General features: G+C 54.4%; 15 protein-coding genes, 1 tRNA gene and 1 riboswitch. Of the genes, 6 read left to right on the top strand and 10 right to left on the bottom strand.

Going from position 1 to position 25,790, the window contains the following annotated elements; translation table 11 throughout:
* Positions 1-176 precede the first annotated feature (176 nt).
* The 6 genes from QZR18_RS05005 (at position 177) to QZR18_RS04980 (ending at position 13,001) form a co-directional block, all read left to right on the top strand.
* Complete coding sequence (locus QZR18_RS05005; RefSeq protein WP_178703936.1) at positions 177-3,206, top strand: hypothetical protein; 3,030 nt, start codon at positions 177-179, stop codon at positions 3,204-3,206.
* Between the two features lie 131 nt (positions 3,207-3,337).
* The gene (locus tag QZR18_RS05000) at positions 3,338-4,306 is read left to right on the top strand and encodes a DMT family transporter (protein ID WP_178703937.1); all 969 of its coding nucleotides are present in this window, start codon (positions 3,338-3,340) and stop codon (positions 4,304-4,306) included.
* Positions 4,307-6,100: an HSP90 family protein gene (locus QZR18_RS04995; RefSeq protein WP_178703939.1), complete on the top strand. Its 1,794-nt coding sequence runs from the start codon at positions 4,307-4,309 to the stop codon at positions 6,098-6,100.
* 26 nt (positions 6,101-6,126) lie between these two features.
* Entirely contained in the window at positions 6,127-9,162 is a 3,036-nt protein-coding gene (locus QZR18_RS04990) for a hypothetical protein (protein WP_178703941.1), read from the top strand.
* A 179-nt stretch (positions 9,163-9,341) separates the two neighbouring features.
* The gene (locus QZR18_RS04985) at positions 9,342-11,084 is read left to right on the top strand and encodes a pyruvate dehydrogenase (RefSeq protein ID WP_178703942.1); all 1,743 of its coding nucleotides are present in this window, start codon (positions 9,342-9,344) and stop codon (positions 11,082-11,084) included.
* Between the two features lie 348 nt (positions 11,085-11,432).
* Positions 11,433-13,001 carry a molybdopterin-dependent oxidoreductase gene (locus QZR18_RS04980; RefSeq protein WP_178703946.1) on the top strand — a complete coding sequence of 523 codons (1,569 nt, stop codon included), beginning with the start codon at positions 11,433-11,435 and terminating at the stop codon, positions 12,999-13,001.
* Between the two features lie 538 nt (positions 13,002-13,539).
* Here the strand turns inward: QZR18_RS04980 and QZR18_RS04975 are convergent.
* From QZR18_RS04975 to QZR18_RS04930, 10 genes are all read right to left on the bottom strand, one after another.
* Positions 13,540-14,838 (bottom strand): Ig-like domain-containing protein, encoded by a 1,299-nt coding sequence (locus QZR18_RS04975; protein ID WP_295910524.1) that lies wholly within the window; start codon positions 14,836-14,838, stop codon positions 13,540-13,542.
* 413 nt (positions 14,839-15,251) lie between these two features.
* A complete protein-coding gene (locus tag QZR18_RS04970; RefSeq protein ID WP_295910522.1) occupies positions 15,252-16,559 on the bottom strand; it encodes an Ig-like domain-containing protein in 1,308 nt (435 codons plus the stop codon).
* A 279-nt stretch (positions 16,560-16,838) separates the two neighbouring features.
* Positions 16,839-18,302, bottom strand: coding sequence for an Ig-like domain-containing protein (locus tag QZR18_RS04965; protein WP_295910521.1), 1,464 nt, complete (start codon positions 18,300-18,302; stop codon positions 16,839-16,841).
* A 266-nt stretch (positions 18,303-18,568) separates the two neighbouring features.
* Positions 18,569-19,894, bottom strand: a complete 1,326-nt coding sequence (locus tag QZR18_RS04960; RefSeq protein WP_178706406.1) for an Ig-like domain-containing protein — start codon at positions 19,892-19,894, stop codon at positions 18,569-18,571.
* A gap of 193 nt (positions 19,895-20,087) precedes the next feature.
* Positions 20,088-21,359: an MFS transporter gene (locus tag QZR18_RS04955; RefSeq protein ID WP_295910532.1), complete on the bottom strand. Its 1,272-nt coding sequence runs from the start codon at positions 21,357-21,359 to the stop codon at positions 20,088-20,090.
* 125 nt (positions 21,360-21,484) lie between these two features.
* Positions 21,485-21,557: transfer RNA gene (locus QZR18_RS04950), tRNA-Arg, on the bottom strand.
* A gap of 106 nt (positions 21,558-21,663) precedes the next feature.
* Positions 21,664-22,593: a universal stress protein gene (locus QZR18_RS04945; protein ID WP_178706412.1), complete on the bottom strand. Its 930-nt coding sequence runs from the start codon at positions 22,591-22,593 to the stop codon at positions 21,664-21,666.
* Between the two features lie 158 nt (positions 22,594-22,751).
* Positions 22,752-23,465 carry a C40 family peptidase gene (locus tag QZR18_RS04940; protein ID WP_295910518.1) on the bottom strand — a complete coding sequence of 238 codons (714 nt, stop codon included), beginning with the start codon at positions 23,463-23,465 and terminating at the stop codon, positions 22,752-22,754.
* Between the two features lie 3 nt (positions 23,466-23,468).
* A riboswitch (cyclic di-AMP (ydaO/yuaA leader) is annotated at positions 23,469-23,601 on the bottom strand.
* Positions 23,602-23,770: 169 nt separating this feature from the next.
* Positions 23,771-24,460 (bottom strand): metal-dependent transcriptional regulator, encoded by a 690-nt coding sequence (locus QZR18_RS04935; protein ID WP_178706415.1) that lies wholly within the window; start codon positions 24,458-24,460, stop codon positions 23,771-23,773.
* A 131-nt stretch (positions 24,461-24,591) separates the two neighbouring features.
* Positions 24,592-25,790, bottom strand: a 1,199-nt coding sequence (locus QZR18_RS04930; RefSeq protein WP_178706418.1) for an MFS transporter, incomplete at its 5' end; no start/stop codon positions are given.

The following is a 25,790-nucleotide window of genomic DNA, read 5'->3' as shown; positions in this document are numbered from 1 at the left end:
TTATCCACGCAAGTGACACCTTTGTCCCTCACGCAGAAATTGCGCGCCTATTGCGTACTTAAACTCTGCGGAAACACTTCATAACTACTTCCTGAACTGCGCTTTTATCTTCGCCATCACAGTGGATTTATGATCATCACATCTAATTTCCTGCTTGCTTTCAGAAGGGATCAACGATGAGCACCGTCCAGGAAGTGAAGGACATTATCGAACGCGCGGCGAATATGCCATGGGGGCCAGCGTGCAGTGCCGAGCTTGCGCGCGCAGTGGTGCTCGTCAATTCCTTAGAGGGCGAAGAAGAGCTACGCATCGAGACCTACATTCAGCTGGCTACCGCCTATCAGCAGGGAAATGAAGAATGGAAAGCACTGGCACCCACGGCATGGCTCGTCACGAAATTCGAGGAGAATCCCAGTGCTTTCGACGCGGATCAGATCAAATCCTTAGCCTGGTTGTACAAGAACGCCGCGAGCGCAACAGGACGCAACCCCGCAGTATCGAAGGAACAAGCACTGGAGCTCTCTGAAGGCTTCGGGAAATTCATCCAGGATGAGGGATATTCAATGCATGCGGTCCACGGAGTCCGTTTCGCCCTCGCGCTACGGATGGGTGATCCCGCGGCCGCCCACGAAGAATTGGTGAAGTGGCGGGCAACCCCGCGCGATGAAGTTTCCGACTGCGTCCAATGCGATCCTGAACGCCAGATCACCGAGGCCGTTGTTGCAAAAGATTGGGAACGCGCAGTTGCGACAGCGGTACCCTTGCTCGACATCCGCGAGGGCTGCGGAAATCAGCCTGCAGGAGTCCAATCCCTATCAATGATTCCTCTATTGATGTCAGGACGCCCCGAAGCCGCGTGGGAATGCCACGTCCGTTCCTATCGCCAACATCGCCGCAACGCAGAGTACATGGATCTTTTGGGACAACACATGGAGTTCCTTGTGCTCTCCGGGCGTTGGCAGCGTGCGCTCGATATCCTGCGCGACTCCATTGCACTAACCTCCCGCGCGGAAAGCGCAGCCCTTCTTTTCGATTACCTGAAAGGTGCTGCCTTGGCGGCGCGCGAGGCCGTCGACCGAGGTTTAGGAAAACATGCTTTCCGCGCGCTGTGCACTGGGCAATCTCAGTGGTGTCAAGGTCCTCGTTTGGATGTCAATACCTCTTTGGAAGATGTTGCCTCAGGGCTCAAAGAATGGCTGTTCTCTGTCGCTGCGCTTTTCGATACGCGAAATGGCAATGATTTTTACACGGCCTCTGCTGGCGAAGTTCTTGATGAAGGTCCAGTTAATAGCGAAGCAGAAGAACGCGCACAAAAAACCTGGTCTTTTGAGGTTGTGGGCGAACGCGAAGTCCTTCCCGAAGCGATTTCAAGTAGTGACGTCGATGAAACACCGAAATACTCTACGCGTCGCATCAAACAGGAGAAAATGAAAACCACCGATGACACGAATCCCTACCCGCGTGTTGATCTAAGGCCCTTTACTCCCCCGGCCTCGATGCAAGAAGCTTTCAATCGTTTCTCAGCGCTCTCGGGCGCAACCGGTTTCGATCCGGAAGCTCAGTTCATCGCCGACCATGCAACAGTCATGAACGAGTCAGTTCTGGATATCGATTTCAGTCACGCAGACGTCATGGACTACTACATTTTCGCTTGCGTCATCCTCAAATTGCGCCAAAATTTTGATGCTGCTCGCAGGCTTCTCGACCAAGCAGAACAGACGGTTATTGCACTGAAAGATGACACGGCTATTGTTTCTCCCGGCTTTTTCTCAAAGCTCAGAGGACGCCGCGCCCACCTCACTCGCCAGCAGCTCAACCTAGCATGGATCAACCTCCAGCGTTCCTCCTGTGATGTCATGTATTTTTCCCTTCGCGATGAGGAAATCCCCGAAGAAGTAGTGACTCATGCGATGGCCCGCATCACAAACGCTCGCGGATTAATCGGCAAGGTAGTCCCCGAGCTGAATCGCAGTCAGGGAACGGGGAAAGATATTCAGCTCGTTGGCCTCGTTCTCAGCCAATGCGCATCGATTGCGACAATGTGCAAAAACTTCGATGACACTGAGACGACCTACGCACTGTGGGAAAACCTCGAGAGGGCCTTCACGCGTTTTGCACCTTCAAAGAAGCATGTTGCGCTTGAGCTTCTTTTGGAATATCAGGAATTGGAGCTTGGACGCGAAAAGTACATGGCGGCATGCCAATACGCTGACCAAGCTCTGCGTCTTAATGATTTGTGCGACCCCTATACCGCCCTCATATCGCGGGGGACGATTTGCTCGGCTTCACTGCAGGCACACCAACCTGACGAGGCTCTTGCCCAAGCCAAGCACCTCAATGAGATCATTCATGCCTTCCCAACCGCGGTGTGGAATGTCAGTGTCGCACGTCTTTTTTCGCAAGCTCTTGCTGAAAAAGATCGATTCACCGAAGCAACTGAAATCCTTGAAGAGGCCTTCAGTACTCTCAATGATTCCCCGTATATCAGAATGCGCTTGGCCGGAGCTGCCCCAACTTTGGCGCACCTCTACCTCTGCATCGAGGAATACCAAAACGCCTACGACCTTGCGATGAAGTATTCCGCCGTCCTGCGACAAAACGAAATGTATCGACCGGCTTTGAGCCTTGCCGACACCGCCAGCAATGCGGCGAAGGAGTTGGGGAATTATATTGCCGAGGCCGACGCTGCGGATCTTGCTGCACAGTTGAGCCACGAGTGGAAAGACTACTTTAAGGAGCATCAGTACCTTCGCCGCGAGGCAGCGGCAATGGTCAAGGGGCCGCACGTGGGAGAGGACGATCTTGAGCGCGCTCTATCTGTCTTGGAGCTAGACCGTCAGCTCATCGCATCAATCAAAACCGAGTTAACCGAGAAACAGGTAGCCATATCGCATGCCGAAAACAACTACACCTTGGGGTGGGTAACCCTGAAGGCAGGCAAACCGGTTGAGGCTATGGAGGCTCTTCGCGAATCAATCGCTTGCTTCCGTGCATACGAAGAATATGACGAGGCCGGTTATCCGATGGAAGTTCTTGCACGCTGCTATTACGTCACGGGGAATTTCGATGGCCTGCGCGAGTGCGTTGACGAACTCACTGAGATGACAAAACTACCGTCAATGAAACCCACGAGGTTGAGGTCGCTCATTCGCGCGATCCAAGAACTCATCGACGAAGAAGATGCCGGGACCCAAGATCAGTCATAGATCCGTGTGGTTGTGGGGGTAAGGCTCATGCGGCCATTGTGTCGTTTTTGTCCGAATAGCGCACTACATTTAAGCCGTAGGAGGAAAAAGAATAGAGTGGAGCGCATCGAGTACCACCGCCAAGGAAGAGCATGAATACGCGCACTCGTGGATATCTCATCACGATCCTCGCCTCGATTGCCTGGGGCTTCTCGGGAGTCTGTAGTGAATTCCTGATGAAGGACTTTAGCGCGAATCCCTATTGGCTCACCGCTATGCGAGTGCTCCTTGCCGCACCGACTACGATGGCCTTCCTTCTCTTTAAAGACCGAGGTTTCTCCGCCTTGCACAGAAGCCTTCTGCGAAACCGTTGTTCCTACCTGCCGATGGTCATTTATTCGGTTCTCGGACTTGCAGGCAGTCAATTGACCTACGTGGTTGCGATCGGCTATTCCAATGCGGGAACAGCAACGGTTATTGAATTCCTCGGCCCCATCCTGATTGTTGTTTTCGTCTGTATTACCGCACGCCGCCTTCCAAAATACACCGAACTCTTTGCCATTACTTTTGCTTTGCTGGGGACCTTTATTCTGGCAACCCACGGGAAGATTGACTCTATGGCTATTTCCACCGATGCCTTGTACTGGGGTCTTGCCAGCGCGATCGGTTTCGCTCTCTACACGTTGATCCCGGTCAAACTCATCCGCCACTACGGCAGCGAACTGGTCGTTGCTTACGGCTTCATCATCGGCGGGATCATTTTAGGGCTCGGTGTTCGCGTCTGGTCCTACTCCATTAAGTGGAATTTCATGTCGGTGATGGCCATGGCCGGACTGGTCTTAATTGGCACGACTTTCGCATTCACGCTGTTCCTGCAGGGAGTCAGCGATATCGGCCCGGTACGTGCAAGCCTGATTTCCTGCCTTCAGCCGATTTCCGCGACTTTCTTTTCTTTCCTTCTCGTTGGAACCCATTTCACGCTTGTCGATATCGCGGGTATGGCTTTAATTCTGGCAGGCGTTATTATTGTCAGTCTCAAGGATCTTATTTCCGCAAAGCGACTGGATCGTCGTTCTTCTCCCGGAACGAGCGACGAAATGGCCACATCAGAGGGGAAGTGAATGTCAACATTCCAAGTGGACCTCAGGGGGATGGTTGACCTTCTCTCCCGAAATCTGTATTCCGGTCCGCGCGTATACATTCGCGAGCTCCTCCAAAATGGCCTCGACGCTATTGAGGCCCGTAGCGCGCTGGACCCTGACTGCCCGCGCCGCGTCACCATCACAATTGAGGGACGCACACTGAAGTGCCGCGATAGCGGAATTGGACTCACAGAAAAGGAAGCTGCGGGTCTGCTCTCGACTATTGGCGCCTCATCAAAACGTGATGAATTGGGAATGGCTCGCAGTGATTTCTTGGGCCAGTTCGGGATCGGCATGCTTTCATGCTTCATGATTTCCGACTCAATCACCGTTTATTCACGCTCGGCTAAGTCTCCCAACTCCCCCACTGTCATCTGGGAAGGAAAGACGGAAGGCACCTACACCACACAGCCCCTCTTGGCCTCGGACCCCCACAACCTGGGTGAAGCCGGTACCGAAGTGGTTCTCGAGGCCCACCCCGGCGAGCCCTGGATCGACCCTGATACCGTTCGCGCTTTGGTCGATGAATTCGCTTCGCTGCTTCCGATATCGATTGAAGTGCGTTCCGACTCCGCTTCGACTTTCCATGGGAATGAGACGCCGGTATGGGAACTGGAGCCTTCACAACAACAGCAGTGGTGCGACGAGCACCTTTCCTCCTCAGGGATGGACATCATCCCCATCGATGTTCCCGCCGCTGGAGTCAAAGGTATCGCGGTTGTTTCGCAGCGCCCAAATACGCTCTCTAGCTCCAACCACACGGTATATGCAAAGAAGATGCTGGTGTCGCGGACCTGCGAAGGAATCGTTCCACAGTGGGCGTATTTCGTTCGTTTCATTGGGAATGCAAATTACTTGCGCTTGACCGCCTCCCGCGAGCAACTCAGCGATGATGAGCTCTTAGAAAATACTCGCGAGGCTATTGGTAATGAGATTCGCGCCTGGCTCGAGGAGATGGCCGAACACTCACCTTCACGTTTTAACGAGTTCATTTCTACCCATGCGATGGGGCTGCGCGCCGTCGCTATGCGTGACCCTTACATGCTCGACCTCACCGCGCGCTATGTTCCCATGGAAAGCACGGTCGGAGCTGCTCCCATACTGACGCTCCTCTCCTCTGAGGAGACAATCCGCTACACACGTACCGTCGATCAGTACCGAGCTTTAGCCGATGTCGCTGCCTCACAATCCATAGTGCTGGTGAATGCGGGCTACGCCTACGACGAAGAGCTCATCAATGCGCTGATGACGGATCCCCGTTATTCGACCCTGGCGCAGAAACTTCAACTGGTCGACCCCTCAGAGCTACTTGACGCCTTCGAAGAATGCAGTTTATCGGAGCAGGCAGAGGCCATGGACCTCATGCTGCTCGCCGCCGAGGCGATCGACCCCTCTGATTGCGAAGTGGTGCTGCGCCGCTTTACGCCAATCACTCTGCCAGCGCTCTACCTGCCTGACCCAGACTTCGCGGAACGCCACGTTCAGCGTAATTCCCAGGCTCAGGCCTCGAAACTGTGGGCGGGAATCATGGGGGTTACCGATCCCTTCGCAAATTCCAAGCCGCCCAGACTGGTACTGAATCGTTCGAATTCATTGGTGACACGATTGATCGTGGCAAGCCGTTCCCCACAAACCGCCGTCAGTGTCCTGCGCGGGCTCTACGTCCAAAGCCTCTTGGCGGGACGCCAATCTTTGGGCCCCAAAGAAAGGGCCTGGGCGGCACAGCTCTTGGGCTCACTACTCGATTCTGCACTCGGCACTGCTGATAACTGACTCTCCAACGCTCGGAAGGACCTCCTATGCCAAACGCTGAAGACGTACGCGAACTCCTCGACTACACCTCCCAGCTTCCATGGGGACCGGCGCGTAGTAGCCAAGTCGCACAGGCGGTTGTCTGGGCAGATGCACTCGAGGGCGAGGCTGAATTACAGATCGATGCCTACCTCGCTCTGACCTTGTCCTATCAGCAGGGCAACGAAGAATGGAAGGCTCTGGCTCCGGTCTCACTCCTTCTGAGCCGCTTTGAAAAGAACTCAGCGGACTTCACTCCCGAACAGGTCGAAGAACTCGCATGGCTTTTCAAAAGTGCGGTGGCCGCTGCAGGTCGAAACCCTGCGGTCTCGATTGACCAAATTGATGAACTGATCACCTCGCTTGCGACCTTCGTATCCGGCCAAGGTTTTTCCATGCACGCAGTTCACGGGGTGCGCGCCATGATTGGTTTGCGAACGGGGCGTCTGGACGACGCCCGCGAAGCTCTGACCTTGTGGCGCTCTACGCCGAGCGATCAGATTAGCGATTGCGAAGGCTGCGACCCCATGAAGCAGATTAACGAGGCCGTGGCGCACAAGGATTGGGAACGTGCAGTTGCCACCGCGATGCCCCTTTTCGACGAGGAGGGTGCCTGCGGAGCTCAACCCCACGGAATCCGTGCCAAAGCAATGATCCCGCTGTTAATGTCGGGGCGTCCCGAGGCCGCTTGGGAGGCGCATATTCGCTCCTACCGGCACCACCGCGGCGTTGCCAACAGCATCGATTTCATCGGCTTGCATCTCGAATACCTCGTGCGCTCAGGACGTTGGCAGCGCGCCTTAGAGATCCTGCGAGACAGTATCACCATGACCTCTTCTCTTGAAAGTGCCTCACTTCTTGCCGATTATCTTCCGGCTGCTGCACTGACGGCCATCGAGGCCACGCGACGCGGTCACGGCAATGAACCTTTTGGGGCCCTGTGCACCGGCCAGTCGCAGTGGTGCCGGGGACCACAGCTCGATGTCAATACACCGCTTTCCAAGGCCGCCGAAAAGCTCTCGCAATGGGCATTGGATGTTGCCTCTCTCTTCGATCAGCGCAACGGAAACGACTACTACACCCGTTTAGTGCGAGATGTTCTTGAGGCTGGACCAGTTGACGAACAGGCAGAAGCACGCGCGCAGGGCGAGTGGCAGTTGGAGCTGGTCGGTGAGCGCGAGTCCATGCCCGATCCCCTGTCAACTATCGAGGGTGAAGAGTTGCCCGCACTGCAGGTGTCATCCCGCAGCGCTCGCGCACAGGCCGAGACCATTGACCAGTCAAACCCCTATCCGCCCATTGACTATTCACTGCCTCCTTTACCGTCCTCGATGCAAGAGGCTTTCGATCGCTACGCAGCACAGACAGATACCATCGGGTACGACGTTGAGACTAATCTTCTGACGGATTGGTGTCTTGTTCACACCTTGGATGTCGCTGAGCTGCACTTTGACGAAAACGATCCTCAAGCCGCTCTTTCCTTTGCAAGTTTTTCAAAAACTCTTTTGTCTTTGCGTAAAGAGCACGAGAAGTTTCAGTCCGTCTATGAGCGGGTAGCGCCAGTTATTCATTCAATGGCCGAAGATGCTCCGCAGGTCACGCCCGGTTTCTTCGCGAGGATTTTCGGGCGGTCCCACACATCTATCGGACGTAAGGAGCTGAGTACCACGCAGCTGGAATTGCTGCGCTACTCCTGCGAGCTCGATCACTACTCATGGCTTGGTATGGACGCACCGCGCGACCTTCACAAGGATGCAGTGGCGCTATGTGACACTTTCGTCTCTCGCATTGCCTCCATGACGTCAACACTGAACCGAGGTACAGCGAAGGCCGAGGATATTGCAGCAATCATTGATTGCCTCTGCACCTGTGTCGAAATCTTCCTTGATTCGGAGAAAACAACGCAAGCGCTCGATACCCTTGACACGATCGAATCCCTCAAACCCGCTTGCCTACACACTGGTACCAGCGAAGCAGCATTCATGCGCACTCTTAGCCTTGAAGGCGCACAGCTTTACCTTGAAATCGGCGACTACCGCCGAGCCGCCCAGCTGGCTGACCAGGCTCTACGTTTAGAGACACACTCCGACCCCTACACGGCTTTCTTTGCCCGATTGATCATCTGTACTGCCAGCATCAAAGCCTACGAATCAGCCGAGGCTCTCTCCCAAGCCCTGCGCCTGAGTGAAATCATCACGCGCACTCCGCTACGCTCCTTGGGCTTGTCTGCCGCGACAATCATCTCGGATGCATTCGAAGGTGTCCACCGCATCGAGGAAGCAATTGAGCTCCTTGAGCAAACCATTTCGCGGGCAGGTGATTCCTCCTTCGCACGGCTTTTGACAGCGCTCATTCGTCTGACCCTGGCAAGCTACTACCTGTCCATCGACCAAGACGAAGAAGCCTACGAAACCGCAATGGAGGCCATTGACCCACTCATCGCAAGCGGCAACCTGCGCACTGCTTCGCGCGCGGGATCACTGGCCAACGATGCCGCAAAGCGACTGCACGATCGTCCCAAGCGACTAGCAGCGGTTGAGCAAGCTCTTGAGATCGCGAAAGCATTAAAGGCTCCTCACGATGTCATCGCTCTGACTCGAATGGCCGCAAAGGCTTATGTCGACATCCCAACGGGAAAGGTGTCGGAAGCCGATAAAGAACGTGCCCTTCAGGCTGTGGATGCCGGGGCCACGTGGCTTGATTCCGTCACAGAGGAAATAGATCCTCAGGAGATGGCCTTCCTCCGTACCGGAATTACTTACATTAAGGGATGGGTGTACATGACATCCCATGATCACTATCCGGCAATTCCGCTTCTTCAAGAAGCCTTTGCTCTCCAAAAAGAGATCAAGGATGCCGAGAACTATGTCTTCCCGCTGGCTGCCCTCTCGCAGTGCTATTCCGAGCTTGGGGATTCTGATGCGCTTCACAATCTGCTGATCGAAGTGAAGGAGACCATAAAGACCACCTCCCTTCACTCTGGAAAGCTGCGCACTCTTGCCCGCGAGATCGAGAAGGAACTTGGCAGCCAAGGCGAGGCATAAGCAGACGACCTTAACGAATCAGGAAATGCTAATAATCCGCAGCTTCGTTCTTTGCCTCACTCTCGCGGAGTACTAGGACTTTAGTCGGTATACGCTGGTTTTGTTCGAAGCAGATCGTGTTTGTCTGGACTGAACGCCCACACTTCACGGAATGCTCACTCAAAGACCAAGGAGCGACTATGAACGTTGCAGAGCAGCTTGTCTCCCAACTGATCGACGCTGGTGTCCACCGCGTCTATGGCATTGTTGGAGACTCGCTCAACCCCATTGTCGATGCAATCCGCAAGTCTGGCGGCAGCAAGAAGGGCGGTATCGATTGGGTCCATGTCCGCCACGAAGAGGCCGCCGCTTTTGCCGCAGCCGCTGAAGCACAACTGACCGGAAAGCTTGCAGTATGCGCAGGTTCGTGCGGACCGGGCAACCTTCACTTAATCAACGGGCTGTACGATGCACAGCGCTCTGCTGCCCCCGTTCTGGCAATCGCCTCGCACATCCCCAGCGTCCAAATCGGCCAGATGTACTTCCAAGAGACGCATCCCGATCGCTTGTTTAATGAGTGCTCGGTTTACAACGAGATGATTTCCAGTGCCGAGCAGGCCCCGCGCGTCGTTAACGCTGCAATCCGTCACGCTGTTGAACTTTCTGGCGTTTCAGTCATCAGCCTTCCCGGTGATGTCTCTGACCTGAAGGCAACTTCTCCTTCACCGAAGTACGTGCCTTCCCGACGCCCCGTGCTGAGCCCGAATGAGGAAGATGTCCGCCAGCTCGCAGACGTTCTTAACCGCGCAAAGAAGGTTGCAATCTTCGCTGGCGCCGGTGTGGAGGGTGCTCATGACGAAGTCATCGAGCTCGCCGACGTTTTGAAGGCACCCATTGGCCACACCCTGCGCGGCAAGGACTTCATCCAGTACGACAACCCCTTTGATGTAGGTATGACCGGCCTGCTGGGTTACGGCGCAGCAGCTGAGGGCATGAATGATGCAGATGTTCTCATCATGCTGGGCACCGACTTCCCCTACGATCAATTCCTGCCTGGCACCTTCACCGTCCAGGTCGAAAACCATCCGGAAAAGCTGGGACGCCGTACCGACATTTCGCTCCCGATCCACAGCGACGTTAAGCCCTTGATCGCTGCGCTCTTACCGCTGCTCGATCGCGATCGTTCGGATGCCTTCCTTAAGGCCAAGATCAAGAAGCACTCCAAGATCATGCACTCCCCCGTTGGAGCTTACACACGCAATGCGGAGCACATGAAACCGATTCACCCCGAGTACGCTGCTCACATTCTCAATGAGGTTGCATCAAAGGATGCAATCTTTACGGCTGACACGGGCATGTGCAACGTGTGGACCGCACGCTACATCGACCCGCTTGGCACCCGTCGCCTCATCGGCTCTTTCTTACACGGCTCGATGGCCAATGCGCTTCCTCACGCAATCGGAGCGCAGGTTGCCTTCCCGAACCGTCAGGTCATTTCCGTCTCTGGCGATGGTGGCCTTTCAATGCTGCTTGGCGAGCTGGTAACCGCGCGCATGTACGACCTGCCCGTCAAGGTTGTTGTCTTCAACAACTCGACACTGGGCATGGTGAAACTTGAGATGCTGGTCAACGGCCTGCCCGATTACGGCACCGATGTCCACGACGTGAACTACGCGGAAGTCGCAAGCGCAATCGGTTTCCACGGCGAGCGCGTTACCGAACCCAGCCGCCTGCGCGGAGCGCTCCAAGAGGCCTTCGCATACAACGGCCCCGCCTTAATCGAGGTCATGACCGACCCGAACGCACTCTCACTTCCGCCTGAGATCCGTTCGGGACAGGTGATTGGTTTCGCGACCGCGATGAGCAAGATTGTCCTCAACCGCGGCGCTGGCGAAGCTGTCGCAATGGCAACTTCCAATATGCGTAACATTCCGCGCCTGTAAGTCTGAGGGAGCGCTTTCTTAGTTTCCTCATAGCGCTTCTTCTCCTTGACGAGGCCGCGGCCGGGTAGTGCGCACTTCTTTGCACACCTCTGCCGCGGCCTCGCCAATTAGGACAAAGGTCCCGAATTGCTTTCGCCACCCTTGTCGCAATTTCAACCAGTAAACGAATTTTCTCGCAGCTTAAAAACTATCGTTTTAATTCTTCCTAAAATCGTTATTTTCTTGCATAACGATGTGATTGTGACAAATTGAGCGAGATTCGTAAATAAATTCGATTTTTTCCTTTTTTATGACAAATGCGTCCTAAACTGAAAGTGTTACTGTGTCAGCATCGACTAAGGAATCACCATGTCGCACTCATTTATTGCAGTCGCGAATATCGTGAACGGCGTTGATCTGGATACCTTCCCTGCGTGGCTTCGAATTACCCACTTCATCAACTTCATCATGATGGGGTTCCTCATTCGATCCGGCTGGGAAGTTCTAGCATCTCACCCACGACTGTACTGGAATAACCACTGCACCCCCGGCTCTGAGTGGATCAAATTCACCAAGGACAAGGTTTCGACTGTCCCCGGTGAGTTCACCGCTCGCGACGATCAGCGCAGTCTTCACCCGCTGATTTCCCTCCCCGGACGAGGCGAAATTGGACTTGGACGCGCATGGCACGCCCTAGTTACCTCAATCTGGTTGCTCAACGGTTTTATCTACGTTGCTCTACTTTTTGGAACCGGCCAGTGGCGCCGCATCGTCCCTACGTCATGGTCGATTTTCCCCGAGGCCTGGGAAAGCGCCAAGATCTACATGGGCTTGCAGATCCCTTCAATCGAGCACTTCCAGCCCTATGATGCCCTGCAGAAGCTCATGTACTTCACAGTTGTCTTCATCGTTGCGCCTTTGATGATTGCAACCGGACCGGTCATGTCTCCGACCTTCGCGGGGCGCTTCCCTCGCTACGTCAAGCTCTTCCATAACCGTCAGACAGCACGTTCCATCCACTTCCTTGGAATGGCTTTCTACTGTGTATTTGTAGTGATTCACGTTGCCCTGGTTTTTGTGGTTCACCCGCAGTACAACATCGCACACATGATGTTGGGCGAAAACTACAACGACATTACTGCAGCACAATTCGCCCAAGCTGTGACAATGCTGATCCTTGGAATTGTTTTTGCAATCGCTCTATGGATCGGCGCATCCTACTGGTCGTTGACTGACAAGCGCCGCACACAGCGCCTGATCTGGGGAGCAACCCAGCCCATCCGTTCGCTCACCCTCGACAAGATGCACTCTCGTCAGGTCAAGACACGCACCTTCACCGAAGACGATATTTCGCCTTTCCACTGGGTGAACACTCGTCCCCCGACACGCGAGCAATCCGAAGAGTGGGTTGACATGCGTGAACGCGGCTTCGAGGACTACCGCCTGGAGATCGGCGGTTTGGTCGAGGAAGAGAAGTCCTTCTCGATTGATGAGCTCAAGGCACTTGGCCACGTCACTAACATCACCATGCACACCTGCATGCAGGGATGGACCGGCATTGCAAAGTGGGAAGGCATCCGTTTGAAGGACGTCTTAGCTTTGGTGAAGCCAACTGAGGGCGCACGCTACGTTATGGTCACCTCCTACGGACACGTGGGACATATGTACGACGGCGGTCCAACAACTCCGTACTACGAGTGCCTGGAGCCTTCCATGGTTGACGATGATGAATGCATCCTCGCATGGGCCATGAACGGTGAGCCCTTGCCCGACGTTTACGGCGGCCCCCTTCGTCTGCGTGCCGATTCTCAGCACGGCTACAAGATGGTCAAGTGGGTTCACCGCATTGAATGGATTCACGACTACCACGATGTCGGCGATGGTCAGGGCGGTTCCCGTGAGGACTCCGGCCTGCAACACTTTGACGCGCGCGCATAAAGAGCTAGCTATTAATCCGGGATGTTCTCCATACGAAGTTGACAATGACGCAGGCGACAACCTGTATCCTCCTGCAATTCCATATGACAGATCTGAAAGAGCTCATATAACCGGATGACGCGATACGCGTTTGCTCGCAATGTGGGGGCTGCCAATCAAATTGGCAGCCCCCACTACTACATTCACGTGCTTATGTGCCTCTGTCCGCCTCCCTGCTAACCGGATCCCCACTCCCCTTCTGTTCAAAGCCCCCATGCATTGTCTACACAGGACAGAAGCTATAAACCACTTCTCTTCCGCTACTACGCCCGGTACAGGAGTCCTTTGGTTACATTCCAAAGGCCGAAGGCGACCTGCGGGACGCGTATTTCGGCCCATGCAGAGTCACAATAAACACTGGTGGGCTCCATCTATGTAGATGGAGGCCCCCCCCACCAGTACGTGTACCGCGTTTACGCCTGAGACGTCCCTCGTGATTCAGGGGATTTATTCTTCAGGCATTCAACCTCAGTTTTACGCCGAAGTTTCAGACCTACCCTCAGGCCTGCTGACGACGACGCATCAGCGCAGCGCCCAATGCCAGTCCAAGCACACCCAAAGCGATTGCCGGAGCAGTCATAACACCGGTATGCGCCAAGGGAGTCTTCGGCGAAGGAGTGGTACTGGTTGAGGGGGAAGGAGTGGCCTCGGTCGTCGACACAGAGGGAGACGGGGTCACCGTGGTAGCCGGAGGAGTCGTGACAGACGGTGTCGGAGGAGTCGTCCGCAGCTGTCCTTCGACATTGCCCCAGCCAATGGTCTCAACTTTGATTTCCTTCTTCGCGGTCACTCCGTTGACATCAGCGGTGTTATTGAAGGAGTTACCAATCTTGAGTCCCTCTGGAGAATTAAGCTCGGTGTAGTACTTGAGCTCATAGATCGCATCATCGTTGGAGTTCGGGAAAGAGGCAACGAAGCCAGTCGAGGTTTCGGTCAAGGTGAAAGTACCACCGTTGATCGCCTCACCGACCTTCACCCGTGAAGAAGGATGCGCGTGGTAGGGGTCCTTCTTGTAGGCCTCTGTGCTATTCCACTTCAGCAGGCGAGTATGCTGCCAAGCATTCGGATCCGTTGACGGATCATTGAAAAGCTTGTAACCACCATGAGCGGTATCGAAGGTGTCCGTCACCGAAATAACGGGCGCTTGGATCGACTTTGCAGGAATATGAATTTCCCACGTGAAGCGCTCATTGTGTCCGTCATGGAGCTGCCAACCATACTTCCACGGGCTCGGAGGCACCCAAGCCTCCTTGTTCACCACAACGTTGCCATTGGGAATATCGGCTTTGATCTCCACTTTGTGGTTGATCTTGAAAGTCAAGGACGCATCCGTAGTCGTCGAAGCCATATCCGCACGAACGTGGATATCACCCTTCGCGTTTACGTGCGTATTCACGTAGTCCGTAAACGTACAGGTGACCGTCTGCCCAAGACCGAAAGGCACCGTACAGTTCAAAGCAACTCCGCCGGTCTTCTTATCGGTGACGTCGAAGGTCGCGTTACGGGTACGCAATTCAGCCGGCAGGTCGATGGTCAGAGTATCGCCCTGCTTCACGCTCTTACCGCTGGTATCGAAGGTCAGATCGGCTGAGAAGTAATCCCAAAGCCGATTTGGCCCATTGGGACTAAATTCATTAGCAACATTGACGCTGGTGATGATTCCATTCACTTCAGCTGCCGAGGCCGCCGGGGCAGTGGGCGCAAAAACGCTGAGCGCGCCGGCGCCGAGCAAAGCGACTGTGAGTGTCCCAGCAAGAGGAACGCGACGCAACTGCGCGCGCGTAGCTTCGTTATTCATGACGTATGTGTCTTTCTGGAGGGATACCGCTTAAGCGGCTAAGCCCTTTCAGGCTAACACTTTCATCTTCAGCTTTGGTCAAGCGATTATTTTTCAAACAACAATACCAATTTCAGGAAATCCGCAGAATATCAACGATATACGCATTCAATATCAGCGGATTCCCCGATACATTTCTGAATATTCCTGAGTAAATCCCAGTTATTGACACATCGTTAGAGATTCAAAAGCCGGAAGTTACGCAGCACTACAAATTCGCGTCTTTCCGGCTACATACAACTGACCACCAGCACATATTCGTGCAAAATCGCAAAATAACGCTGCTTCTAGGTAAAGTTGTGGGCCCCACCCACAAGGATGGAGCCCACAGTTCAGCTGTTACTTCTCTACAGAGAAGCGCGCCTCGTTCAGACTTAGGCCTGCTGACGACGACGCATGAGCGCGGCACCCAATGCTAGTCCCAGTGCACCCAAACCAATCATCGGAACACTCATAACACCTGTACGTGCCAAGGGAGTCTTCGGCGAAGGAGTGGTGCTGGTGGAGGGGGAAGGGGCCGCCTCGGTTGTCGACTCAGAGGGCGATGGGGTCACCGTGGCAGCGGGAGGAGTCGAGGTCGAGGGAGCGGGAGGAGTCGGGCGATTCTCACCCGAGAGGTCACCCCAGCCAACCGTATCGATCGCGATACTGTGCTCAGCGGTCATCCCATTGACATCAGCCTTGTTATTGAAAACGTTTCCGGGCTTCGCATTTTCAGGAGCATTCAGCACCGTGTAGTACTCGATCATGTAGTACGCATCGCTGTTCGAGTTCGGGAAAGAAGCAACGAACCCGGTCGAGGTCTCGGTCATGGCAAAGGTGCCACCATTGACCGCACCTCCAACCGGAATGCTCTCGTTGTACTTCTGGTAACTGGGGTCAGCCTTGAATTCCGCAAGCGAATTCCACTTGAGCAAGCGGGTACGCTGCCAAGCATTCGGATCCGTTGAGGGATCATTGAAAAGCTTGTAACCACCATTAGCGGTGTCGAAAGTGTCAGTCACCGAAATAATGTTGGAGCGAATTTTACGCTCTGGGATGAAGACCTGCCAGGTAAAGCGTTCCTTGTGGCCTTCATGAAGCTGCCAGCCGTTCTTCCACGGAGTATCAGGAGCATACCCAACTGCATTCGGAACGACGTTGCCATGCTCAATATCTGCAGGCAGCGTAATATCATGACTCAACTTGAACTCAAAGTGCGTTGAAGTGGTCGGGCGCGTAACGTCCGCCAGGACGTGGATATCGCCCTTCATGTTGATGTGGTGATCTGCGTAGTCCGTAAACGCACAGCGCAGCGTCTGTCCCTCGCCATCGGGGATGACACATTTCATTGCGACGCCACCGGTGTTCTTATCTGTAACGTCAAAGGAAGCAGCACGAGTACGCAAGTCACTGGGAAGCTGAATTGTAATGGTGTCAGTTTCGGCAACTTCTACACCAGTCGTATCGAAGCTGAAATCCATGGTGAAGTTATCCCACACACGGTTGGGGCCATCCGGAGTCGAACGGTTTTTCATCACGACGTTCTTGACGACCTGATCGACCGCAACGGGATAGTGATCAGCAGCTTGCGAAGACGAAGCGGTAACAACAGACATCACGCTGGCTCCGGCAAGCGCGCATGCAAGAGCACCGGCAACCGAAACGCGACGCACGCGCACGCTTGTAGCATTGAAAATCATGAAGTTATTTCTTTCTGGAGGGTTGTCACACAAGTGACCGAGCACTAGAAGACTATCACGCCTACATTCAGCTTCAACTCAGGTTACACCACGAACAACACCAGATTTTTGGTCATTTTCTGTGGATTCTCCGAAACTTTTTCAGACAAATACCGATGTATGTTGAGCTACGTCATAAAGAGTCTCCAGGCTACCCCCTAGAGCATTTTGCGTACAAAATGATTTGACCGGTGTCTCCGCACGGTGACACCGGTCAAATCAGACTAGCGAGAAATTAAATTACTGTGCGCGTCGACGCGAAAGCATTGCGCCCAGCGTGCCAGCCAAGGCACCGGCGAGAAGGACAATCGCAGCACTTGCACCCGTATGGGCCAGAACCTTAGGAGCTTCAGTCGAGGTTGAAACACTGGGTTCAGGCTCAGGCGTCGTGGTGGACGGAGTCGGTTCAGGCGTCGGCGTCGTAGTGGACGGAGTCGGGCTCGGCGTCGGCGTCGTAGTGGACGGAGTCGGTTCAGGCGTCGGCGTCGTGGTAGACGGAGTCGGTTCAGGCGTCGGCGTCGTGGTAGACGGGGTCGGGCTCGGCGTCGTGGTGGACGGAGTCGGGCTCGGCGTCGGCGTCGTGGTAGACGGAGTCGGGCTCGGCGTCGGCATCGTAGTTGACGGAGTCGGGCTCGGCGTCTTCTTCTTGTCTGCATCGACATCGCCCCAACCGGCGGTGTTAATGACGATACTCTTCTCAGCAACTTGCTCATTAACGACAGCAGTGTTCTTGAAAGCACTGCCGACGCTTGCACTGGCCGGAACCTTGAGTTCTGTGTAGTACTTGAGCAGGTAGTAAGCATCGCCACCCGAGTTCGGGAAAGATGCGACAAAACCGTTAGCAGTCTCCGTCATGGTGAAGGTGCCGCCATTGATGGAGCCACCAACGTCGACCTTTTCAGCAAAATTCTCACGCTTCGGGTCGTTCTGGAAGTCTTCCAGCGAATTCCACTTCAGAAGACGCGTACGCTGCCATGCACCATTCGGATCATTGAAAAGACGGTAGCCACCGTTGGCGGGATCAAAAGTATCGGTCACGCTGATGGTGCTTGCATGGTTTTGGCGCTCAGGGATGTAGACCTCCCACGTAAAGCGCTCATCATGCCCGTTGTGAAGCTGCCAGCCATCCTTATAGGCCGTCGCGGGCGCATGAGCATTAGCTTTCGGGACAATCTTGCCATTGGGCATGGGAACAGGAAGCGTCACCGTGTGATTCACAGTGAAACTCAAATTTTCACTTGAAGATTCGGCAGCTGTATCACCAACCAAGTGAATCTGCCCCTTCGCATTTTCATGCGTCTTCATGTAATCGGTGAAAACACAGGTGAGTTCAGGCCCTTCACCAGAAGGGACCGAGCACCGAAGTGCTACGCCACCGGTCTGAGCATCAGTCACATCGAAAGATGCCTGACGAGTCCTCAATTCCTTGGGAAGCTTAATGGTAAGCGTGTCATTTTCGCCTACAGTCTTGCCAGTCGTATCGAAGGAGAAAACGGCGTTGAAAGAGTCGAAGACATTGTTGGGGCCATTTGGATGCGTGGTGTTCTTGATCGATGCATCGGTAACCACATTGACATCCGCAGCCTGTGCGACGCCGTTCGAGGTCATCACACCGGCAGCAGCTCCAGCACCGACGAGCGCACAGGCGAGTACCGTTGCTCCCCAAGAAGACGCCGGGCGGACGCGTGTCACTTCAGAGTTCATTACAAGTTATCTTTCGTTGAGAACATCAAACTGTATTGAGGCAATTTGAATGCTAACACAGCAACGTACAGCCTAAGTTCAGAGATTTCTCACACTTTCTACATTTTCCTGATATTGCAAGGAAAATTCCTAATTAATAAGGCGCGAGGCGAGTATTCTTCTTCCGCAATACTCCTATGCGGATGAAAGCCATACGAAATTTCAGATCCCTATAGAAAGCGTGGCTGGTGCAAAAATACGCAGCCACGCTTACGATTATCGATCAATCATTCCGCCCGACGGGCAATGAGTGCAGCTCCTGAAATTCCAAGTAACATCATCAAAAGTCCGATCAGCGCAGCGTCACTTCCCGTACGGGCAAGAACCTTTTGAGGAGGCAAACTTGAGCTTGTTGACGAGGTCGGTGATGGACTCGTCGTCGAGGCTGTGGGTTCCGGCTCAGGCGTCGTTGTAGACGGAGTGGGCTCAGGCGTCGTTGTAGACGGAGTGGGCTCAGGCGTCGTGGTAGACGGGGTCGGCTCAGGCGTTGGTGTGGTCTTTTGATCTGCATCCAGGTCTCCCCAACCAGCAGTCTTAATGGCAATAGTATTCGCAGACTTTTGCCCATTCACAACCGCTGTATTTGCAAAAGTACTGCCGACCTTCGCATTAGCTGGAACATTCAGAACCGTGTAGTACTTGAGAACGTAGTACGCATCGCCCTTAGTATTCGGGAATGAAACACGGAAGCCATCCGCCGTATCCGTCATCTGGAAGATCCCTCCATTAATTGCACCTCCTACCGAAACACTCTCCGCAGGACGTTCATGGTTGGGATCCGCTTTAAAGTCTTCCAGCGAATTCCACTTCATAAGGTGGGTACGCTGCCACGCATTTTCACTGCTCATATCATTGAAAAGACGGTAGCCACCGTACGAGGAATCAAAAGTGTCATTGACCGTTATGGTGTTTTCACCAATATGGCGCTCAGGAATGAAGATCTCCCACGTGAAGCGGTCAGGATGACCATCATGCAGCTGCCACCCGTACTTATACGGCGTCTCCGGGGCGAAACCTATTTTGGGCTTGACAATTGCCCCATGATCAAGGGACATCGGAATATCAACTGAGTGATTAATCGTCGCATGAAGCACTTCACTTGTCGTTTCTTTCACCGAATCTGCGACAAGGACGATATTTCCCCTAGCATTTATATGAGTTGCCATGAAATCAGTGAAAACACAGGTCACTTCTGGACCTTCAGCTGCAGGAACAGTGCAGCGCAGCGCAACACCACCCGATTCCGTATCGGTCACATCGAAAGAAGTACTCCGAGTTCGCAACTCACGGGGGAGCTGAATATTAAGAGTATCGTTCTCAGCGACCGTCTTTCCGGTTGTATCAAAAGTAAGCTCGAGCTTGAAATTGTCGTAGACGTGGTTCGGACCGGCTGGCGTAGACGTATTAGTAATCTTCGCTCCCGTCACGGCATCAATTTGAGCGGCCTCTGCAGATTGGTCACTTGTCACAACCCCCAGCAAAGAACTCACACACACCAAGGCGCCTGCCGCGCCGATCGCAAGCCATGAGGGAACCCGTAAAGCACGCTTCATATCTGACTCCATAACACGATGCACCTCTTCAGCAAGGTAAAAATCTCAGATCCTCAAATACTAGCACTGACTATATACAGATAAAATTAAGTAAAAATTGAGAAATACCCCAAAAGCTGAGTAATTACATAAAAAGAAGCTCGGTAGATCACATAATTATGGCAACTAAGACGTCTCAGATCTCAGACAATATTCAGTTTTGACTCGGATCCAAAGCCATATGAGAATTTTTAATCCGAGCCGCAGGCGTGAAAGCCATCGCGACACCAGCAAGCACTGACAAAACAACGAAGATATACATTGCCGCTTCGACACCCACAACAGAGGCAAGAAGACCTGCAGCGACCGACCCCAGGGGCATCACTCCCCACACCGCAAAACGGAAGGTCGCATTCATGCGCCCAAGCATCCACTTGGGGCAGATCTCCTGCCGCAAACTCATCTGCGTCACGTTGTAGATGGTGATGAAATAAGAGTTCACAACCCCCGCGCCAGCAATCACCCAGCCAGCAAACTCTGGCACGTGAAGCGCTGCTGGCTGCAAGAGAAGGATCGACACTCCAACGACATAAGTGATCACAATGCAACGCCCGATCCCTAGACGCCCAAGCCACAGGGAACGAGTCATCGCTCCAAGAATGCCGCCAAGCGCACCCGCACTCAGAAGTACCCCCAGTTGCGTCGCATTCATGCCCAGCGTTCGAAGCACCAAAATCGGCAAGAGAACACGCACTCCTGAACCCGTAAACGCAGCAAAAGAAATACACGAGAACAGGGGGAAAAGCAGACGCTCGTGCCGAACGAAGCTCAACCCCTCGCGGATTTGTGCAAGCAACGAGGCACTAGGGCGCGCGGGTTTAGGCTCAGGTATCCTAATCCGCCAAATCGCCACCGTTGAGAACACGTACGTTGCTGCGGTAAATACGTAGGCGAGCGGAGGCGCAAAGACCCCCAAGAGCCAGCCACCTAAACCAGGGCCACCCGCAGCGCCAACCTGGTACGAGGCCTCGAGCCGCCCATTCGCAGCTGCGATATAGCGTGTGGACGCGATCGCCGGAACGTAGGACTGATAGGCAACATCGAAGAAGACTGTCGTAAGCCCTAAGAGCGCAGCAACGATCATCAGGTGCGTGAGTGTAAGCGTAAACCACTCATAGGCGATCGGAATTGAAATGAGTGCAAAAACCCGCGCTAGGTCGGAAACAATCATGACCCGGCGTTTACGCCAGCGATCAACCCACGCACCCGCGGGAAGACCGATGAGGAGAAATGCGAGTGTCTGTAAACCGGTAAGAATACCAACTTCAGACTCCGTGGCGTGCAATAGAGAGATAGCGATTGCCGAGGTTGCAAGAGTAGCTACTTGGAAACCAAACTCCGCAGCGGTCTGGCCAGCCCACAGGTGCATGAAAGCAGAATTGCGCGTAAGAGGATGGCTCAACAAGCGCCCAAGCACCTTGTTCATTTCTCCCCCATTCCGCTTAGCCTGCGTCTTGTACTCATCCGATGCCACAACCGTGTGCCCGGGGAGCCTCCCTAGAATAGAGAAAACAGAAAAACGGCCTGAGACCAAGCCGTTTTGCATTTCAGTGCCCCCGAGACGATTCGAACGTCCGACACCCGCTTTAGGAGAGCGGTGCTCTATCCCCTGAGCTACGAGGGCGCACCACCATAGGGTATCACCCACCTCTTCGTTTCTCAGACTCTCGAAAAAGAATACATATAAGCGGCGACACCCGAAGATGTCGCCGCTATTTAAAAACGCATCGTCAGCGCCTACTCCACTCCTGCGAAGGATCAGGCAAGACGTCGTGATGCTTCGAAGGAACAACCATCACCGGACAGGTCGAGTGTGCGATCACCGTCTGCGAAGTCGAACCCAATAAGATGCCGGCAAAGCCACCGCGGCCTCGGGTGCCGACGACAACCAAATCGACGGCAGTCGAAAACTCAATGAGCAACGATGAGGGAGATCCATCAAGTGCATGGCGCGCGACTTTGCGCTGGCGTCCATCCAAAGCTGCGTCAACAGCCTTATCAAGCCCCTCCTTGACATCCTTGAGGAGTTTGTCGCGATCAATATTGGTTGGCAACCACGCCATCATTGTCGTGCCCGTTGCCATCGGGACTGCGGCAACTGCGGTCAGGCGGGCGTCCCACAGCTCGGCCTCGTCAACCGCACGCTTGAGCGCCGAGGTCGCACCTTCGGACCCATCGGAGCCAACGACAATACGCTCAACGGGACTAAATGCCTTACCGGAAGTATGGCGAGGCACAATAACAACCGGGCAATGAGCATGGGCAGGAAGCGCGGAAGACACGGTGCCCAGGAGGCGATCGGCAAAACCGCCACCACCGCGTGAGCCAACGACAATCAAGTCGACTTCGCGCGACATATCGATAAGAATCCCCGCGGGATCACCAGCCTCAACGAGGCCGTGAACGTCAGGAGCTCCAACTTCCTTTGCGAGGTCAACGCCTTGCTTGACGATCTGCGATGCTCCTTCTTTAAGAGCCGCATCGTCGAGAACCGCATATCCGCCATCTAGGGTTGCCGCAGCATACGAGGCAACGGCATACGTACAAATAATATGAAGTCTGCATGAGCGAATCTTAGAGCGCTCTGCGGCCCACTTGACTGCTGCGAAGCTCTCCTTTGAGCCATCGACGCCGACCAAAATCACTTCTGATGTCCCCATGACTACCTCCTCGTGATTACGTCACCACTATTTTGCCCTATTCGCACGTGAAATGTCAGTACTTCAGTGCTTCCACAGCGAAAAAGTGAATACCACGGAGCGCTGGCGGATATAGGGAAGGGGCCGCCAAAGCGACCCCTTCCCTATCACACAAAAACTCAGTAGCGTACGAAGCTGTAGTTACCCCACAGCGGCTGGACCTTTGTCACAGAACCGGGGGTAGTAGCCTCGACGACCATTCCGTTGCCTGCGTAGATGCCCACGTGACCGTAGGCGTGCCACACGAGGTCACCGGGACGCGCTTCAGAAGCGGAGACGAAAGTACCCGCTGCGCCCTGCGCACCAGAGGTACGAGGAATGGAGATACCTGCACGAGCGTAGACGTACTGGGTGAAGCCAGAGCAGTCGAAGCCCGCGGGGGTAGAGCCACCGTAGACGTAAGGAATGCCGGTGAGCGACAGAGCGATCGACACAATGTCGTTACCTGAAGGGTTCAGCGCTGCAGACGAGGTGCCGATCTCCGAGCGAGTGTAGTCGCGGGAAGCAGCGGCGTGAGTCGTTGCAACAGGAGCCGGAGCTTCAGCCGAAGCAGAAACTTCGTCACTAGCAGACCAGGCGATATCCGGGACCGAAACCGTCGTAGGCAGAACGGTTGCGGTGTTGTTCGAAGTATCGACTGCGGCGTCATGGACGGCGGGGGCTGCGGTTGCAGTGCCACCGACGACAGCGGTCAGAGCGAGTCCAGCGGCAGACGCAGCAGCGGTGCCACGAAGCGGTGCCTTAAACGCGGTGAGCGTGTCAGCCAAGTCGAAAACAGGGGCCATCGGGCGACGTGCCTTGCGGTGCCGCGGCGCGGGCTTACCAGTTGTCACAAGTAATCTCCTCTTTGACCTGCGAGGTGAGCTGTCGGGTTCGGGCAGGAGAGCCCGGCTTGGTTTCCCAAGCTTCACCCCAAGACCCAAAGGTCGTAAGTGGTTTCCCCGCGTTGAACCTTCGTCTTACCTATTTCTTCGCGGTTCAACCTCGGTTAACGAAGAACGGTCGGCCAGTGCGGCCATGCATAAAGTCTATCGCACTCACCCTGAAATGTCACGCCAATGTAACGAAACGATGACGAACATATTACAGGTTTTCTTAAGGTTTTGCAGCTTACTTTCAGAATTACTGGTCAGAGAGCTTAATTAAGCGTGATGAAAAGGTGCGGAGCAAGCGCCAAAGGCAGTTGAACGGCCTGACCGGGTACCGATTCCTTCCCATCAGCGGTGTGAGTTACCTCAAGAACGACTTCACGAGGGTCGGCCTCGAAGTTAATCCGAGCCCCTGGACGCACTCCGCACCGAGCAAAGGCATCCAGCACTTGCGTCTCTGCTTGGATGGGTTCACCGATTCGAGTAACCGTCCCAGAAGTGGACTCCCTCATTCGTAAGGCCAATTCCAACGAAATGCCGTCTGAGACCCCATCCGTTCCAGGAATCGGGTTTCCGTAGGGATCGGTAGTCGGGTTATGAAGAATTTCTCCAAGACGCTGCTCAACCTGATCCGACATGACGTGCTCCCAGCGACACGCTTCCTCATGGGTGTGGGCCCAATCCAAACCGATGACATCAGTCAAAAGACGCTCGGCAAGGCGGTGCTTGCGAACCACTTCAATGGCGCGCTCACGTCCCAGAGGCGTTAGTTCCAGCCGTCGGTCCCCCATGACATGCACGAGGCCGTCACGTTCCATTCGTCCAATTGTTTGCGAAACCGTGGGGCCAGAATGCCCCAATCGCTCGACAATTCGAGCGCGAAGAGGCGTCACACCGTCTTCTTCAAGCTCAAAAATTGTCTTGAGATACATTTCGGTGGTATCGATCAGATCGCTCACGATTCCTCCATAGGTAGTTTCTGACCTCAGAGTACATATTTCCGCGCCATCGTGTTCATTAGTGAGGAAAACCGCGCGTCACGGGGAGTCAGATGGACAACGTCAGCATCAATTGAGATAGGCCAATGTTGCTAATTCCCCATATAGGGATCGTGATGAGCATTCGGGTTCTCAATTTCAATGGGGTGTGCACCCGCGCGAACATGCAGATGGATATCCCATCGTTTCATACACACCGCTGCAGCAATAACCGTGACAATCAGGGTCGAGACCGACCCCACCCAAATCGAGGCACGAGCATCAATCACTTGACCAATCCAGCCCACAAAGGGAGCACCGATAGGTGTCGACCCCATGACAACCATGCCGTATAGCGCCAAAACCCGTCCACGTACGTCTTCTGCAGTCGTCGTTTGGACTGCAGCATTTGCCGAAGTGAGCATGGTGATCATGGCAAAACCCGTCGGAACGCACATGATCCCATAGGTTTCATAAGTGGGAGTGAATGCCAGAATCGTTGATACAACACCCAATGCAATAGTCGAGCCAACGACCAAACGAAGACGCGGAAGCTTCCGACGCGCAGCAAAAAGGGCCCCAGAAAACGATCCGACCGCAATCAATGCGCTCAGCATGCCGTACTGGCCCGCTCCCCTATGAAAAACCGTTGTCGCCATGACAGCAGTCGTGAGCTGCTGATTGAGAGCCAAAGCCGAAGCAAAACCAACGACGACAATGATCAGAATAAGATCGGGACGGCCTCGCAAATACGCTAGCCCCTCACGCAGCTGCCCTTTCTTCCGGGGAACCGGCCGGCGGGGCACCAAATCTTTATGGCGAATTGATGTCGTGAACATCGCGGCAATCAGGAACATTCCCGAGTTCACAAAGAAGACCCAGGCCTCGCCCACCCAATCAATCATCAGGCCCGAAATTGCGGGGCCTACCAGACGGGCAAAATTAAAAGCAACAGAGTTGAGCGCCACGGCGTTCGTGATCGATGAAGCGGGAACAAGCTCGGAAACAAAAGCCTGGCGCGCAGGAGAATCAAAAGCCGCGGCGACTCCCCCGCCGAAGGCTAGGGCATACACCAGCCACAGGTGCGCATGCCCCGTAAAAACCATAATTCCCAAGAGCAGGCCGAAAACACCGAAAGATGTCTGGGTGACCTGGATGATTCCTTTGCGATCAAGACGGTCAACCACGACGCCCGCATAGGGACTCAAAAGAAGAATGGGGAGGAATTGAAGAGCTGTGACGACACCGATTTGGAAAGAGGAATTCTGCGTCAATACGGTCAAAACAAGCCAGTCCTGAGCGACGCGCTGCA

It is taken from the genome of uncultured Actinomyces sp., assembly GCA_900541895.1.
GTDB lineage: Bacteria > Actinomycetota > Actinomycetes > Actinomycetales > Actinomycetaceae > Pauljensenia.
The sequence above is the reverse complement of the archived record's forward strand: the minus strand, read 5'-3'. Positions and strand labels throughout refer to the sequence as shown.